Origin of the sequence: Tranquillimonas alkanivorans (assembly GCF_900115595.1) — a bacterium.
GTDB classification, from domain to species: domain Bacteria; phylum Pseudomonadota; class Alphaproteobacteria; order Rhodobacterales; family Rhodobacteraceae; genus Tranquillimonas; species Tranquillimonas alkanivorans.
Map to the genome: position 1 here is coordinate 12,599 of NZ_FOXA01000015.1, position 12,688 is coordinate 25,286.

17 protein-coding genes are annotated in these 12,688 nt (G+C 65.0%); 15 read left to right on the forward strand and 2 right to left on the reverse strand.

Annotated features, from left to right (window positions below; translation table 11 throughout):
* Positions 1-55: 55 nt before the first annotated feature.
* From BM162_RS15980 to BM162_RS15995, 4 genes are all read left to right on the forward strand, one after another.
* On the forward strand, positions 56-388 hold the full coding sequence (locus BM162_RS15980) for a hypothetical protein (RefSeq protein WP_093424154.1): 333 nt from the start codon (positions 56-58) through the stop codon (positions 386-388).
* A gap of 130 nt (positions 389-518) precedes the next feature.
* Positions 519-1,034, forward strand: coding sequence for a hypothetical protein (locus BM162_RS15985; RefSeq protein WP_093424157.1), 516 nt, complete (start codon positions 519-521; stop codon positions 1,032-1,034).
* A gap of 187 nt (positions 1,035-1,221) precedes the next feature.
* The gene (locus BM162_RS15990) at positions 1,222-1,665 is read left to right on the forward strand and encodes a hypothetical protein (protein WP_093424160.1); all 444 of its coding nucleotides are present in this window, start codon (positions 1,222-1,224) and stop codon (positions 1,663-1,665) included.
* Between the two features lie 131 nt (positions 1,666-1,796).
* A complete protein-coding gene (locus BM162_RS15995; protein WP_093424162.1) occupies positions 1,797-2,066 on the forward strand; it encodes a hypothetical protein in 270 nt (89 codons plus the stop codon).
* A gap of 24 nt (positions 2,067-2,090) precedes the next feature.
* On the opposite strand, the gene BM162_RS16000 is transcribed toward BM162_RS15995, so the two are convergent.
* A complete protein-coding gene (locus tag BM162_RS16000; protein ID WP_177215197.1) occupies positions 2,091-2,723 on the reverse strand; it encodes a prepilin peptidase in 633 nt (210 codons plus the stop codon).
* Here BM162_RS16000 and BM162_RS16005 point away from each other — a divergent pair.
* The 10 genes from BM162_RS16005 to BM162_RS16045 all read left to right on the forward strand — a co-directional run bounded on the left by BM162_RS16005 (position 2,722) and on the right by BM162_RS16045 (position 8,679).
* Positions 2,722-3,408 (forward strand): hypothetical protein, encoded by a 687-nt coding sequence (locus BM162_RS16005; protein WP_143096173.1) that lies wholly within the window; start codon positions 2,722-2,724, stop codon positions 3,406-3,408. The two genes, BM162_RS16000 and BM162_RS16005, sit on opposite strands and share 2 nt — an antisense overlap.
* Positions 3,409-3,488: 80 nt before the next feature.
* Entirely contained in the window at positions 3,489-4,070 is a 582-nt protein-coding gene (locus BM162_RS16010; RefSeq protein ID WP_093424169.1) for a hypothetical protein, read from the forward strand.
* Positions 4,071-4,335: 265 nt separating this feature from the next.
* Complete coding sequence (locus BM162_RS16015) at positions 4,336-5,187, forward strand: hypothetical protein (protein ID WP_218153107.1); 852 nt, start codon at positions 4,336-4,338, stop codon at positions 5,185-5,187.
* A gap of 192 nt (positions 5,188-5,379) precedes the next feature.
* The gene (locus BM162_RS16020; protein WP_093424174.1) at positions 5,380-6,411 is read left to right on the forward strand and encodes a hypothetical protein; all 1,032 of its coding nucleotides are present in this window, start codon (positions 5,380-5,382) and stop codon (positions 6,409-6,411) included.
* Positions 6,412-6,542: 131 nt separating this feature from the next.
* Complete coding sequence (locus tag BM162_RS16025; protein WP_093424177.1) at positions 6,543-6,725, forward strand: hypothetical protein; 183 nt, start codon at positions 6,543-6,545, stop codon at positions 6,723-6,725.
* A gap of 73 nt (positions 6,726-6,798) precedes the next feature.
* Entirely contained in the window at positions 6,799-6,990 is a 192-nt protein-coding gene (locus BM162_RS16030; RefSeq protein ID WP_093424180.1) for a hypothetical protein, read from the forward strand.
* 70 nt (positions 6,991-7,060) lie between these two features.
* On the forward strand, positions 7,061-7,405 hold the full coding sequence (locus BM162_RS16035) for a hypothetical protein (RefSeq protein ID WP_093424183.1): 345 nt from the start codon (positions 7,061-7,063) through the stop codon (positions 7,403-7,405).
* Positions 7,406-7,514: 109 nt separating this feature from the next.
* On the forward strand, positions 7,515-7,673 hold the full coding sequence (locus BM162_RS22875) for a hypothetical protein (protein ID WP_177215198.1): 159 nt from the start codon (positions 7,515-7,517) through the stop codon (positions 7,671-7,673).
* A 136-nt stretch (positions 7,674-7,809) separates the two neighbouring features.
* Positions 7,810-8,088: a hypothetical protein gene (locus BM162_RS16040; RefSeq protein ID WP_093424185.1), complete on the forward strand. Its 279-nt coding sequence runs from the start codon at positions 7,810-7,812 to the stop codon at positions 8,086-8,088.
* Between the two features lie 114 nt (positions 8,089-8,202).
* Entirely contained in the window at positions 8,203-8,679 is a 477-nt protein-coding gene (locus tag BM162_RS16045) for a hypothetical protein (RefSeq protein ID WP_093424188.1), read from the forward strand.
* Positions 8,680-9,601: 922 nt separating this feature from the next.
* On the opposite strand, the gene BM162_RS16055 is transcribed toward BM162_RS16045, so the two are convergent.
* Positions 9,602-11,317, reverse strand: a complete 1,716-nt coding sequence (locus tag BM162_RS16055; RefSeq protein WP_093424193.1) for a competence protein CoiA family protein — start codon at positions 11,315-11,317, stop codon at positions 9,602-9,604.
* A 409-nt stretch (positions 11,318-11,726) separates the two neighbouring features.
* Between BM162_RS16055 and BM162_RS16060 the strand changes: the two genes are divergently transcribed.
* A complete protein-coding gene (locus tag BM162_RS16060; protein ID WP_177215200.1) occupies positions 11,727-12,671 on the forward strand; it encodes an ArdC family protein in 945 nt (314 codons plus the stop codon).
* The last annotated feature ends 17 nt before the right edge of the window (positions 12,672-12,688 follow it).

Genomic DNA, 12,688 nt, shown 5'->3' on the forward strand with positions numbered 1-12,688 from the left:
CATATTCTTGGCATAACCGCGGCTGGCCCTTCCTGGGCCCAAGGACAAGAGCGACATGAACACCGCCGTACGAGAACTGCACGTGAGCGTAACCTTCCCCCCGGATGGCCCCGCCCGCGATTTCATGATGATGGGCACCGACTGGGTCCCGATCCTAAACCCCTTTCCGGAAGAGCCAAAGAGCCTGGAGGAGCGGTACTTCGCCGTTCTCACCACGCTCAGGCGCCGAGCATCATCGGAGCGTGAGCGCCTGGGGCGTCCGCTGAAGGTCATTCTCGACAGCAACGACGCGAACTTTCTGATCTGGGCTGCGAATTTCTTTCAGCACACGGAGGACCTCGCGTTTAGCGTCGACTTGGACGCCACGGCCTTCGACCTCGTGGCGTGATGCGAGGGTGCCTGCGACGCCCCACCCGCCTGTCCCGCCTCTCGCAGGATGCGAGGCGGGCCAGCCGGGCGTGACCCCGAGGATGCCTTGAGCATCCTGGTTCATCTTCTTCCAAGGCAGGGTTCAGCACATGGGCACCAACAATCTCATCGCCGTCATCGCCGGCGGCTCGCATCGCGTCGCGCAATTCAGCCGCTACGACGGCCAGCCGGAATACGCCGGTCTCGAAGTCCTCGATTACCTGCGCGGCGCCAGCCTTTCCCTCCTCTGCGCCTCGGCCCTCAACTGTCGCTTCGTCGATGGCGGCCGGCAATCGCAGAGCCCGCAGATGAGCGGACAGATCGGCGCCCTCATCCTGCCCATCATCGAGCGCGCCGGAGGGTGCGACCTGGAAGACCACATGGACTTCGGTACCCAGGGGGCTTGTGAGTGGGCCTATGTGGTCGACTTGGATCGCAATCGCCTCGAAGTGCACGGCAAGGATCACTCCGGGTGCGGCCGCTTCCACGATCTGGCGCGCGAAATGGGCTGCGAGCAGTCCGCCAACCCGGTGTCGATCCTGGCACTCTTCGAGCTCGACGATCTGCCCGACGACGAACACTTCCTCGGGGCTCTCGGCCGCGCGCCGCACCCCGACGCTGGGTAAGGGAATATCAGGGGCCGGCCGCCGATCGAGCGGCCGGTCACCCGGCTCCGCCCGTGACGCATGTCTGCGCCGCCCTCGGATCGGCGCGCCCCGCGTATTCCTTTGCGCCGGCAAGTACCGCCATGCGCCCGCGAAATTGGTTCCGGACACATCTACCTGCTACCCTGGATCTGAAAGAGAGAACGCCATGAAAGCCTACATCTTCGATGCAGCCGCTCACCTGAACGCCCGCCATGCCTCCGAGAGCGATGTGCAGATCCCGATGCTCGCCGTGACCGAGCAGGACATCTCCGCCGAGCCGGAGACCATCGCCCGCGCCCTCTCCACTCCCGACAACCCCGTGCAGCGCATCTGTGCCGTTCCCGTCGAGATCGAAGGACATGTTTTCTACGCGGATGCAGACGGTGCCACCAAGGACCTCGAGGCGCGTGTCGTGCCGATCGACCTCGCGCGACTGCGGACGTCCTTCGGTCGTCGCGTGGTTGTCTTTGCCACGGACCCGGAAGGCAACGAAACCGATGTGAAGATCACGCCGGCCGACATCCTCGGTGTTCTCGACTCCGCCACCCGCGAGCACCACGAACACCTGCTGCGAGTGGGTGCCTACAGCGCTGACGACGAACACAGGTGAGCGCATCAGAGACCCGCCTGGAGGCCGGGCGGGGCCCGGTATCCCACGACATCAGCATTTCGGACGCGTTCCGATCCTTCCGGCGCAATTGCTTGCCGGGTACCCTTCTGTCAAGCCACTGGAGGCATACGATGAAGACCGTGACCAATCACCAGATCAAGGTCAGCCGGGCACTCAAGCAGGCGAAAGTGGGCGCGTTCCCGCAAAGCGCCTCCGCGATGCTGCAAGCCATCCCCGCCAGCGCCCGGGATACCCTGACCAGCGCGCAGCTCGCAGAGCTCCTCGACGCGATGTGGAGCGTCGCCGAGACCTCCAAGAGTCGAGCCGCGCGAGAAGTGGTCGATGAGGGTGGCGTCTGGGATGCCCGCGGACAAAGCTTCCGCGAGCTTCAAGAGGCGTGAGGGCCGTCGGGAGGAGGCGTCGGTTCAGACCACGCCGACCCTAAGCAGGAACCAGGTGGTCCAGCCGGCGGCGAGGAGCGCAGGGCAGAACGGGAGAACCCGAAGGACCTCCCCATCCACCTCCATCCGCCTTGCTGCCAGCGGCCAGCCTGCTGGCAGCGCGTAGCTCGCGGCGGCGAGCACGCATGCCGCGAGTATCCATGGCGCGACGGCCATCCAGCCGAGAGCCGCGCCGAACCCGATCATCAGCGCCACATCCGCGCCGCCAAAAGCCGCGGCACCGAAGCGCCACCTGCTGTAGAGGCGCCCGAACGCGCCAAGTGCGACTCCCACCGCAGCGCCGGCCATTTGCTCGATCGCGCTCGCCTGGGGCAGGCCGAAGCCAACTCCCAGGAGAACGAGAAGGCACGACAACCCGATCACGGTCCGCGCATCGATCTCGCAGTGGCGGATGTCCTCATACGCGACAGTCAGGCTGACAGCCAGACTGACGAGCACGAGCAGGATCTCTGATATCAGCACGGTTTCCCATCCGAAGAGTGGCATCTCTTCCAAGGAAATCGTCGCGCGCGCGTCGGCCCGGAAACCGCCGATCCGGTGTGGTCGCGGGGTTTTCGGCCATATCTCCTGGTATAGACAACCAGGAGGCGCGCTCATGCACACCGCATCCATCTCCAGGGCTGACCGCTGGGCGGCAGGTGGTCTCTACTTCGTCGACCCCCCTCTGATGTCAGCAGAGAGCCGAGAGTGGGTATCGAGCGCGACACCCAATGCCTCCAGTTCTCTCTTCGTCATTCCCCGTGGGGTCATCGAGGACGACATCGATGCCGATGCGGAGGTCTGTCTCCTACAGGGCATGCAGTTTCGCTCCTCGCGAAGCCAGCTGCTTCTTCCCTCGCACGAGTTCAGGGACGCGCAGTCCGTTCTTGCCGCGGATGCGATGGTCCGCGACCAGGTCGGCCACATCGGTGATCCTTTCGACGGGCGCTCCTCCATCGGGCTTCGTCCGAACGCGCTTCTGCTGTTGAACGAGCCGGCCCTCGAGGACCTCACCCACGGCGCGCGCCCCGCGGGTGAGGAGACGATCGCCATCGCGATGGCGCGGCCGACAAGCTTTCACGCCCGGCTGCGCGCGATGGGCGATCTCCTTGACCACATGGCGACGGCAGAGCGCTGGCTATGCGCCCAGGCGGGCGCCCACGGGCTGTTCGCGCGTCGCTACATGATCGGCGGGATCCACTGGGGCGGCCACGACGAGGATACGAGAGAACTGCTTCGCGCGGCCGGCGTCACGGATCCTGCGAGCGAGATGGGGGAGCTGGTGACCGCGGGAGCGGCATAGGGGAGCATCTGCCCGCGTCATCGTGTAGCCTGCCACAAACGCGGGCCGTAGCGCCCTGCCCCAAGACGGATGGACCCGACATGACGAAGCCCGCACGGGACGAGCCGGACCTGCGCGACATGGCCTTTGCGGTCGCTCGCGAGTTCTCGCTGGGAATGCGGCAGAGCCTGTCCGCCCACGGCGTCGAGCGGATCGACGACTACATGGAGACAATGTCTCTCGCGGGGATGCTCATCGAACGGCGCCTCCGGCGTTGCGATGGCTATGTCGGCCCGAGCTTCCTCGCCTGCGCGCTCGACCGGATCGAAGAGACGTCCCGCGACGGCACGCACCTCACGGTCACGCGGGAGGAGCTGGCGAAGCTCCGCGGCGGCGTGCCGGCCGCGACCGCCGATGAGACAGAGCCCACGCTCCGCCTGCGCGCGGTTGCCGAAGGCGCCCTTGCCTGCGACGGGGTCGTGGCGGATATCGCCCGATCCACCGGCCTTACCGCCGAGGAGCAGATGGAGGCATGCGCACACGCCCTGGCCTTCACCGCGCTCGCACTCGACATCGCGAAGGGTGAGAGCACCAGGGACGCCTATGTCGCGGTATCCCTGCTGGTGCGGAAGTGCGTTGCATCCTGGACCGACAATCTTCCCGAGATCCCGGAGAGCGGCTGACGCGCGTCCGCACCGCTGCGAGGATCAAGTGCCCTGTTTGCGGACTTCGCCTTGACCGCAGGTCATCTCGCGGTTGAAGCTCGCCGCGGTAATCGGGTGAAAAGGTGCGCAGGTGCGAAGCTACGAGGAAATCCGGGATGAGCGCCGGCAAAGGCTTGGTCTCAGCCCATGGGAAGACCTGCGGCAGGCCTACCTCGAGAACTCGATCTACCTCGGGGCCGAGGCGCCCCGGAACTGCCAGGAGATCGAGAAGAACTCCGACCACATGCTGGTCAACCGCATCTTGCTCGATCTCGGGTTGGAGCGAGTCCGCAAGGAGGGGCTCGATCCCGATAGCTGCGAGGCCCTCGAGATACTTGACGAGGCGCATGGCATCGCAAGCGACATCACCGGGGCCTTCTTCCAGGCTGTGTCGGCGGCGCAAAGGCGCGGGGCTGAGCTGGAGGTGGCCGAGGCCAGGCGCGCGTTCTCGATGCGCTTTCGTGGCGAGCCGCGCTGGTTTCTCTCAGAGGTAAAGAAACACGGCGAACTGCAGGTCGATCGAGATGGCCTCGAATACGCCGTCGGTCGATACCTCGACAGCCCGTACCGTGACCTCCAGGTAGACCGCCTGCTGGTGCAGGCCCTCTCTGACATGGAAATCACCGCCTACGTGGAGGAGCAGGTCAGGCCCAACCCGTTTCCCGGCCGGAGCCGTCTGCAGGTGCAAAGAGCAAGTCTTCTGGTGGGATGGCTGAAGGTATCAGCCAAGGCGGCCGGGGTCCTCGCTCTCTACCTGGTTGGGCTCGTCGGCCTCTATGCGCTCGTGCCGAACCTGCCGGCGGCGTGGCTGATCGCGGCGGGCCTCGCCGGCGGCGTGATCTACCTGCTGTTCACCCTCGCCGTCCTCGTATCCGCCATTCGGGCGGGGCCGAAGTGGCGCCGGATGAGAGAGACGACCGAGACGCTCATCGACAAGATGACGAGCTTCCATGTGGAGATGCGTGGCTCTGGACCGATCAGCGTCCGTTATCTGCGTGACCGCATGCAGCAGCTCACGGAGGCAGGTGTGATCTGGCCCCAGTCGCTCTGGTCGCTTCTCGACGACCTCGAAGCCCGGGCCGTCGCCCGCATCTGACCGGCGCTGCCGGACAGTCCTCCCCTCGCATCCACCTGAAGACCGGCAGCCCTCCTGTCTGCCTGCCTGACTGCCTGCGGCCCTCGCCGCGGCCTCGTGCGGCCGGCCCACCGGTCCCGTCCCGTCCTTCTTTGATGAAGGCCGGGACGCACCCGGCGGACCCTCGATCATCCCAGGAAAAGGAGCGAGCCGGTGGCACGTCAACTGGATTTCTTCGCAGGCCTTCTGGCCCCCGCATTCGGTCACAAGATCGACACGCCTTGCCTCGCTGTCGATACCGCCGAAGCACTTCAACTCGCCGTCCACGGGGATCGCTTCGTCATCCACACCCTCAGTGTGCGCGGCAACGAGGTGTTCTTCGACGCGCACGAGCACTTCTACCGAATGCCGAGCGGATTGCCCAATCTCAGTGCGCGAGGACAGGTTCTGCCCATCAGCGAGGAGGTTGGGACCACGCGCTATGCCGATCGGCTTCTCGCGGCCCTGGAGGGTCTTGCAGCCCTCGGCACCTCGCCTCTCGCGACGCCGGCCAATGTCGAGCGCGCTCGCGCCGAACGAGATCGCCTCGAACGCTTTGCCATCAACCGCGAGGTGAAGGCACACCACACACTGGGCGGCACCACCCTTGAGATGGAGGACGAACAGGGCGGATCCTCGTGCCATGTCTTCGAGGCCTGGAAGAACGAGGCCAGCTTCGGATTCTCGATGCTTGCCAAGCGCGGCCGCAAACTTGACCGGGCCGTCCCGGCCTTCGAGGAATTCATCAAGGCTGCGATCTACGAATGGGGCCCTGAGGCCGAGGCCGATCTGCGGCAGGAGTTCGAGCAGATGCGCGCGGGTGTCGCTCGCCGCATAGACAGCGCGCGGGCTTCTCAGCGTGCCGAACGAGAGGCGCGCAAGGAGATCGTGGAAGGCGATCTCCTCGTTCTGAGGCAGGCGTTCAACTACAAGGGCGAACCGCCTACGCAGGTTGTCTCCGCCACCTATCGCCGCACACCCCGAGGCAAGACGGTGCTTCGCGGATTGTTTCTCGATGAGCAGCTCAGGCCAACAAACAGCCGCGTCCAGCAAAGCGACCTCAAGGGCGCCCGGAAACTCGATGCCGATACCGTCCAGACACTCGACCGGCAGCATTTCTCCGCCCATGCGCGCCTGAAACTGCAGGGACGCCAGCGCGAGATCGAGGCGGAAAGGGAAAGGCGGTCGGCCGCGGCAGCCGCCTGATCTCCCTTCCATCTTGCGTGATGCCCCTTGCGACCCGCCTCCTCCCCGGCCCCGCCCAGGTGCGGGCCGGGAAGAAGCCGGATCGCGCTCTTTCACCGAGAACCACCTCGGATCAGCCAGAAAGGTTTCCCATGACCCAAGCTCGAATTGCCCTCCGGAGCGGTATCCGGAGTTTCACGCTCACCACGCTGGTCGGCTGCCAGGCCTATCTGATCGCCATCTACCTGCTCGGTGCCGCCGTCGCCATCCAGATGTTCTCCTTCATGGCCTTCGCTGCCGCCGTGCTGGCCTACATGCGCTTGCGCCAGCTGTGACCCGCGGGCCGGGATTTCGGTCAACCGGTCCCGGCGCGTATTTTTTCGAAATGCCCCCTGGGAAGGATAGAAAATGACCCTCTCCACCATCAACAAGATCAAGGCCGTACTCCGGGTGCTCATGATCGGCATGATCGTCGCCGGCGCCTGCTTCCATATCGCTGCCCTGCTCGGCGCGTTCGAATTCCACGCGATCAGCTTCTTCGGGTTCGGAATGGTCGCTTTCGCATCGCTCTCGTACATGTATTTCCGGAAGATGTTCTAAAGGCCTCGGCGCGTGGGGGAATATGCCCCGCGCCTGAACCCTTCCGGATCATTCCAAGACGGAGATTGCCATGCCTCGCGGTGTGCGGCGGAAAGCTATAGGGAAATTCACCCTGTGTTCCGCTGCGGCGCTGCTCGGCTGGGCATATGCGGACCTGATCGGCGGACTTCTCGGCGGTGAGGCGTTCAGCCCGGGTGTTCCGGCCGCTCTTCTCCTTCTCACCTTCGAATTCGCACTGATGCGTTTCTTCCGGGTGAAAGCCAAGACCTGGCTCCTGATGAGCGTCGTCGGCTGGGTGATGATCGAAGCTTCCGTGACCTTCAGCTCCGGGGGAATCTCGTCGACAGCCTTCCTCGCTGCTATCGGCTGGAGCTTTTTCTTTCTGGCCTTGATGCGGATGCGCTCGCTCATCTGAGCGCCTGCAATTCCAGATATCGATCGCACCATGCGTGCCCGTGCGCCTCTTCGAGTGCGGCTCACGGGCCGATGGCACGATCTCATTACCAGAGAAATGGAGGCTCCAGATGAAAGACCGGAATGAACATGCCCGCGCGCTTCGCGTGCGCGCCGGGAACCCGGGACAGGCCGTCGCGGTCGATACCCGCCCAAAGGTCATTCGCAGCAAGAAGCGGTACGACCGGAAAAAGGCGAAGGCATCGCTCAAGCGCGAGCTTTCGTCCTGATCCGCCGCGTGCGGAGGCTCTGGAGGAAGGCTCGCCCTCTTCATTCCCGAAATCAGCCAGGCAGACAGCCGGACGGTCAGCACGCAGATGTCCGTGCGGTCGCTGCTGCCATTCCCCGACCCATAGGAGAATACCAATGCCCCAATCCGAAAGGCGGCAGCCCCGCATCGTCAAGCGGTTCGGGATCGTCGAAAAGATCGACCGGCCTGTCGAAACCGCCATTCACGTCACCGTGGCTGGCCCTTCCGACTTCCGGCAAACCCTGCAGATTTCCGATCCCGCATTCATCGAGGCGATCGAGGAATACGGTATCGGTGCGAACATCTGGACACGCGCCGAACGCGAACAGGACCCCTTCCGGGTTGTCTACCTGATGATCGATGGCCGGGTCATCGAACCCGCCCGCGCAACCTAATCCCTCTCCCACTTCCTGCCGCCCCTCGGCCTCGGTCTTCCACGCTTTGCGAGAAGACCGGAGCCAAGCGGCGCCGGAATTAGGACCACATCTCCCCCTTGAAAGGACCTTCCCATGAAAAACGCCCTGCGCACTTTCGCTCTTTCCCTCATCGCCCTGATCGGCCTGGCTGCCAGCGCTGCCGCGGCGGATTTTGCCCCGGATCGGCTTTCGCTCCTGCTCGGCTCCAAGCACGTCAACGCCGGTATGGAGTTCCAGGAGGTCAACCCCGGCGTCTTCCTGACCTGGGAGGACCGCACCGCGCTTGACCTGGAGTTCACCGTCGGCGCCTACCAGAACAGCTACTCGAAGGCCTCGACGGCTCTCGTGGTCGGCCAGAACTGGAGCCTTGCCGAGGAACTCGAGGTCGGTCTCTTCGGCGGCCTCGCGCACTACCCCGAAGACGGCCGCACCTTCGGCGTTCACGCCGGAGATGTCGTCCCGATGGGCGGCGTCCAGGGGCGCTACAAGAACATGTTCATCCAGGTGATGCCGTCGGACGGCAAGATGGCCGACGCCATCGTCTCCTTCGGACTCACGATCGGCATGTAATGCCGCCTCCCCCGGCCGGGCCGCCCGGCCTCAGGCTGGGGGTTCGCAAACAAAGACATCACGCCTGCAGTCCCGCAGGCGTCGCAAGAAACAGAGAAGGATGACGACGATGAAAAAATGCACTGCGATCGCGATTAGTCTGGCAGCCCTCAGCCTGTCTGCATGCGACACAACGCTCTCCACGCCGCTTGAGACACCCCCGACGATGAGCCACGACTTCTCGGCGGCCGCCGGGAAGCTCGAGCTGGCGTCGGGCGTCGCCCATACGGCCGAGTTCACCTCCTCCAACCGGACGACTGATCAGGGCCCGGTGACCCTCATGCTGTCTGAGGACGGCGCGGAAGTATCTGTCGGGGGTGAGTTCATAACTTCCGGAGAAACCGACCTCGCAGCAGAGTTCATGCTCGGGAGAGAAGCAGCTCAGCTGGTGAAAACCGGCGGGCAACATGGCTTGGGTCCGCAAACGATCGTTTATATTCCGGCGGTGAGCAGTCAGCGGCTTGCGGCGGCACTGCTGGTCACCGGTGAGGGCGGGGAAGGAACAGCCGCGATCCTCGGCGACCCCACAGGGTCATCCGGCACGGCGGCACAGCAGGGAAGTGCCCGGTACGCCGGGATTGCCCGGGCCTTCATCGACCGTAAGGACGGTATCGACCGCGACGGCGACGGCACGCTCGATGCCGGGCTCTCCGGCTTCTACCAGGGAACGGCGGAGGTTGCGGTCGACTTCGAAACGTCGGCGATTGCCATCAATGGTGAGATGCTCATGGCGGCGCGGCCGCACGACATCACCGACCGTGTCGTGATCTCGGGCTCAGGATCGCTCGGCTCCGATGGCGGTGCCTCGGGATCGCTGCGTCTCACCGACGAGGCGCGGATGAATGGAGGAGAATCTCCATCCGATGGCGCGTTGGTTTCCGGGCTATCTTCCGCAGGCGAGTTCCAAGGCGCGCTCTACGGCAATGACGCAGGCACCTTCGCTTCGATCTTTGCGGTCGAGGGCGAACTGGGTGATGCAGCCGGCGGCCTGCTCACCATTCGCCAGGACTGAAGGCGCCTCGGGTTCGGTTCTCGAATAGGCCGAGGTGATAGAGGGCGCGACCGGACGATTCTCGGGTCCGGTCGCAAGCCCCCACTTCCCGGAGGCGCGCTCCCAAGGTTCTGTGCGTCCCGGCACGCGTTCCCAGTCGAACAGCGCCGCGCGCCGTCCAAGCATTTCCCTCGGAAAGTCCCGCAGGACCGCCGGAAACAGCCGGTATGCGGTCTCGCGCACGAACTCCGACGGGCCTTCCTTGAGGTTGCGGCCATGGACTCGCAGCTCGTCGAGCACCTCTGCCTTGAGGCGGTGCGTAAGGACCGTGTTGAAGGCGATACCGATGACCAGCGGCCTTAGCCGCGCCTGGTCAGGATCGCGCGCGATCCCTCTCAGGAGAACCTCCACGCGGCGCCAGATGCGCGCCGAGCGCGGGCGGGCGCCATGGCGCGAGAGTGCCTCGAAGAGCGCAAGGAGCGCCGTCCGGGAGACCAGCGCGGCATCCGGCGTCTCCAGCAAGCTGCACGCCATGGCGGAGTCGCGCCGCGCGATTTCCGTGGTCCATCGACCGCGGGTCATCAGATCCTCGAGGGGACCCCCTACCCCGGGGTCGAGCAGGTTCACGGCCGTGCCCGGCTCGATGCCAAGCTCTTCAGCGATGACGGCCGCCTCTCGTTCGGCGGCCGCCCTCACTCGCTCGCGGGTCGCATCGTAGAGGTAGGGCGCGGCGCGAGGCGGGTAGTTGAGGTCATCCACGCTGCAGCGCGCCTCGAAAACGGGCGCGGTCTCGGTCACGTCGTAGGCGTCGAACAGGAAACGGCCCTGCGCCTCGCTGGCCTCGAGTGCGCTCTCGGTCGCGATGAACAGCATGCCGGCATGGATTTGCGCGATGTCGCGGAAGCCCGCCCGAAGCCGCTCGGATGTCGCCTCGGGAGTGATCCAGAGGACCTGCACGCCGCGGTCGGCATAGTAGTTCGAGCGGTTGCGGATGTCGCTGACCAGCGGCGGAGAGACCTGGATCTCGACCGCGAACTGCCGGCCGGAGCGATGCGACACGAGGATGTCGGCCTGGCGGTAATCCCGCCCGACCTGCACGCGCTGCTCGATGAGTGGCGTGCCGAAATCCGGATCTTGCCTCAGAATGCTTTCCACCCGGGCCTTGAGATACACGTGAAGTTCGCTCTCCTGCCGCCCCTGGTAGATGCGCGCCTTGATCTCGTCCTCCGACAGGGACTCGGCTTTGCCATTCGACCACGGGCAATGCCCGGCGAGACCACCGGCATGCTGGAACCACGGCAGGCTGAGCTGGATCGTGACCACCTCGTCGCCGACGATCGTCGACACGCTCGTGGTCTCCGAGTGGTTGGGAACGCGAGCGCGGACGATGCCGCCGCAACAGGCGCACCGGAGGTTGTCGGCGGCACGGAGCTCGTGGAGCTCGTGCCGCGACATGTTCACCAACTCTTCGGCGCGGATGAGCCGGGCCGCGTCGGGAATGCCGACGGCGGCCTTCTGATCCAGTCCCTCGTAGGCGGCGCGAACCGCGCGGCGCACGACGGCATCGCGGCCGCGAATGCCGACGGCGGCCGGCAGGGCTGCCAGCATTTCAGGATCCGAAGGGACGGCGATGCGGGCGAGCCTGCCACCCGAGGTCAATTCGGGGGAAGTCTCCACTGGTGTCTCGATTTGCGAGGCGCCTGGCTGCATCCATCACTCCTTCGGCCGACAAACGCGTGCGCTGTCTCGGCACGGCGCCGTGAAATTCTTTCTCTGCAGAAGTGACCGGCGCCATTTTCTGAATCGTTACGTGAGGCAAATATGCGCAGCATTGCGATTCCCTAAATCGACGGTGGGCCCATTCCCGAATTCTCGGCGCGGCGCGCTTCTCCCTAATTCGGCCGATCGCAAAAGCCGTTCGCTGAGCACTTCCGCCCCCTGCTTAGACGCAGGGCGGAAGCGCACAGCGAACGCCCTCGAGAGAAATCATCATCACATCTCGAGAAAGGACTCCGTCATGGCCAAGAATACGCGCTCCAAGAAGCCCTCCCGCGACATGCTCGAGGAGATCGCCGACAAGATCGTCGCCTCCCTCGAAGTTGCAGTTGCCGAAGGCACCGAAGAATTCGAGATGCCCTGGACGCGCCTGTCCGACCGCCCGCGCAACTTTGCCACCGGCCGCCCCTACACGGGCATGAACGCCTTCAACCTGATGCTCGCGCAGATGGTCCGCGGCTTCTCCACCGGTTATTGGCTGCCGCGGGGCTACTGCAAGAAGAACAACATCTCGTTCGCCGGCGCGCGCTCGGAGATCATTTCTGTTCCCGTTGTGGTTGAGCGCCTCAAGGAAGACGGCACCGAGGACAAGCGCGTGTTCTTCAAGAACATCCCGGTGTTCAACATCGCCGAGTTGAAAGGCGTCGAGATGCCCGAGGGCGAGATCGAGGCTTTTGTCGACGAGACGGAGGAATTCGCCGAAATCGACGAATTCGTCGCCGCCACCGGCGCCATCGTGAACACCGCCGGGCAGCAGGCCTTCTACAGCCTCAAGACCGACGAGATCACCATGCCGCCGCGCGAGCTGTTCCGGGCTACCAAGAGCTCGACCGCGACCCAGGGCTACTACTCGACCCTGCTGCACGAGCTGGTGCACTGGAGCGGCGCCGAGAAGCGCGAGGCCCGCTTCGCCGACAAGATCGGCGGCCGCGCCGATTACGCCAAGGAAGAGCTCGTCGCCGAGATCGGCGCCGCGGTGCTCGGCCTGAACTTCGGATTGGCTGCGGAGCTGCGCGAGGACAACCGCGCCTATGTGGCCGACTGGGCGAAGGCTCTCGACAACGATGTCTCGCACATCCGCGAGGCCGCGAAGGCGGCAGTCAGCGCCGCGCGCTACCTCGAGCGCACCGCCAGGGCGGGTGCGAAGACCAACGAAACGACCTCGGAAGCCCTGGCGGCTGCGTGAGGCTCGGATCGGGGCGC

Excerpts from the sequence above, each read along its gene's own strand:
- BM162_RS15980 (WP_093424154.1), top strand. The coding sequence starts at position 56 with ATGAACACCGCCGTACGAGAACTGCACGTGAGCGTAACCTTCCCCCCG.
- BM162_RS15985 (WP_093424157.1), top strand. The coding sequence starts at position 519 with ATGGGCACCAACAATCTCATCGCCGTCATCGCCGGCGGCTCGCATCGC.
- BM162_RS15990 (WP_093424160.1), top strand. The coding sequence starts at position 1,222 with ATGAAAGCCTACATCTTCGATGCAGCCGCTCACCTGAACGCCCGCCAT.
- BM162_RS15995 (WP_093424162.1), top strand. The coding sequence starts at position 1,797 with ATGAAGACCGTGACCAATCACCAGATCAAGGTCAGCCGGGCACTCAAG.
- BM162_RS16005 (WP_143096173.1), top strand. The coding sequence starts at position 2,722 with ATGCACACCGCATCCATCTCCAGGGCTGACCGCTGGGCGGCAGGTGGT.
- BM162_RS16000 (WP_177215197.1), bottom strand. The coding sequence starts at position 2,723 with ATGAGCGCGCCTCCTGGTTGTCTATACCAGGAGATATGGCCGAAAACC.
- BM162_RS16010 (WP_093424169.1), top strand. The coding sequence starts at position 3,489 with ATGACGAAGCCCGCACGGGACGAGCCGGACCTGCGCGACATGGCCTTT.
- BM162_RS16015 (WP_218153107.1), top strand. The coding sequence starts at position 4,336 with ATGCTGGTCAACCGCATCTTGCTCGATCTCGGGTTGGAGCGAGTCCGC.
- BM162_RS16025 (WP_093424177.1), top strand. The coding sequence starts at position 6,543 with ATGACCCAAGCTCGAATTGCCCTCCGGAGCGGTATCCGGAGTTTCACG.
- BM162_RS16030 (WP_093424180.1), top strand. The coding sequence starts at position 6,799 with ATGACCCTCTCCACCATCAACAAGATCAAGGCCGTACTCCGGGTGCTC.
- BM162_RS16035 (WP_093424183.1), top strand. The coding sequence starts at position 7,061 with ATGCCTCGCGGTGTGCGGCGGAAAGCTATAGGGAAATTCACCCTGTGT.
- BM162_RS22875 (WP_177215198.1), top strand. The coding sequence starts at position 7,515 with ATGAAAGACCGGAATGAACATGCCCGCGCGCTTCGCGTGCGCGCCGGG.
- BM162_RS16040 (WP_093424185.1), top strand. The coding sequence starts at position 7,810 with ATGCCCCAATCCGAAAGGCGGCAGCCCCGCATCGTCAAGCGGTTCGGG.
- BM162_RS16045 (WP_093424188.1), top strand. The coding sequence starts at position 8,203 with ATGAAAAACGCCCTGCGCACTTTCGCTCTTTCCCTCATCGCCCTGATC.
- BM162_RS16055 (WP_093424193.1), bottom strand. The coding sequence starts at position 11,317 with ATGCTGGCAGCCCTGCCGGCCGCCGTCGGCATTCGCGGCCGCGATGCC.
- BM162_RS16060 (WP_177215200.1), top strand. The coding sequence starts at position 11,727 with ATGGCCAAGAATACGCGCTCCAAGAAGCCCTCCCGCGACATGCTCGAG.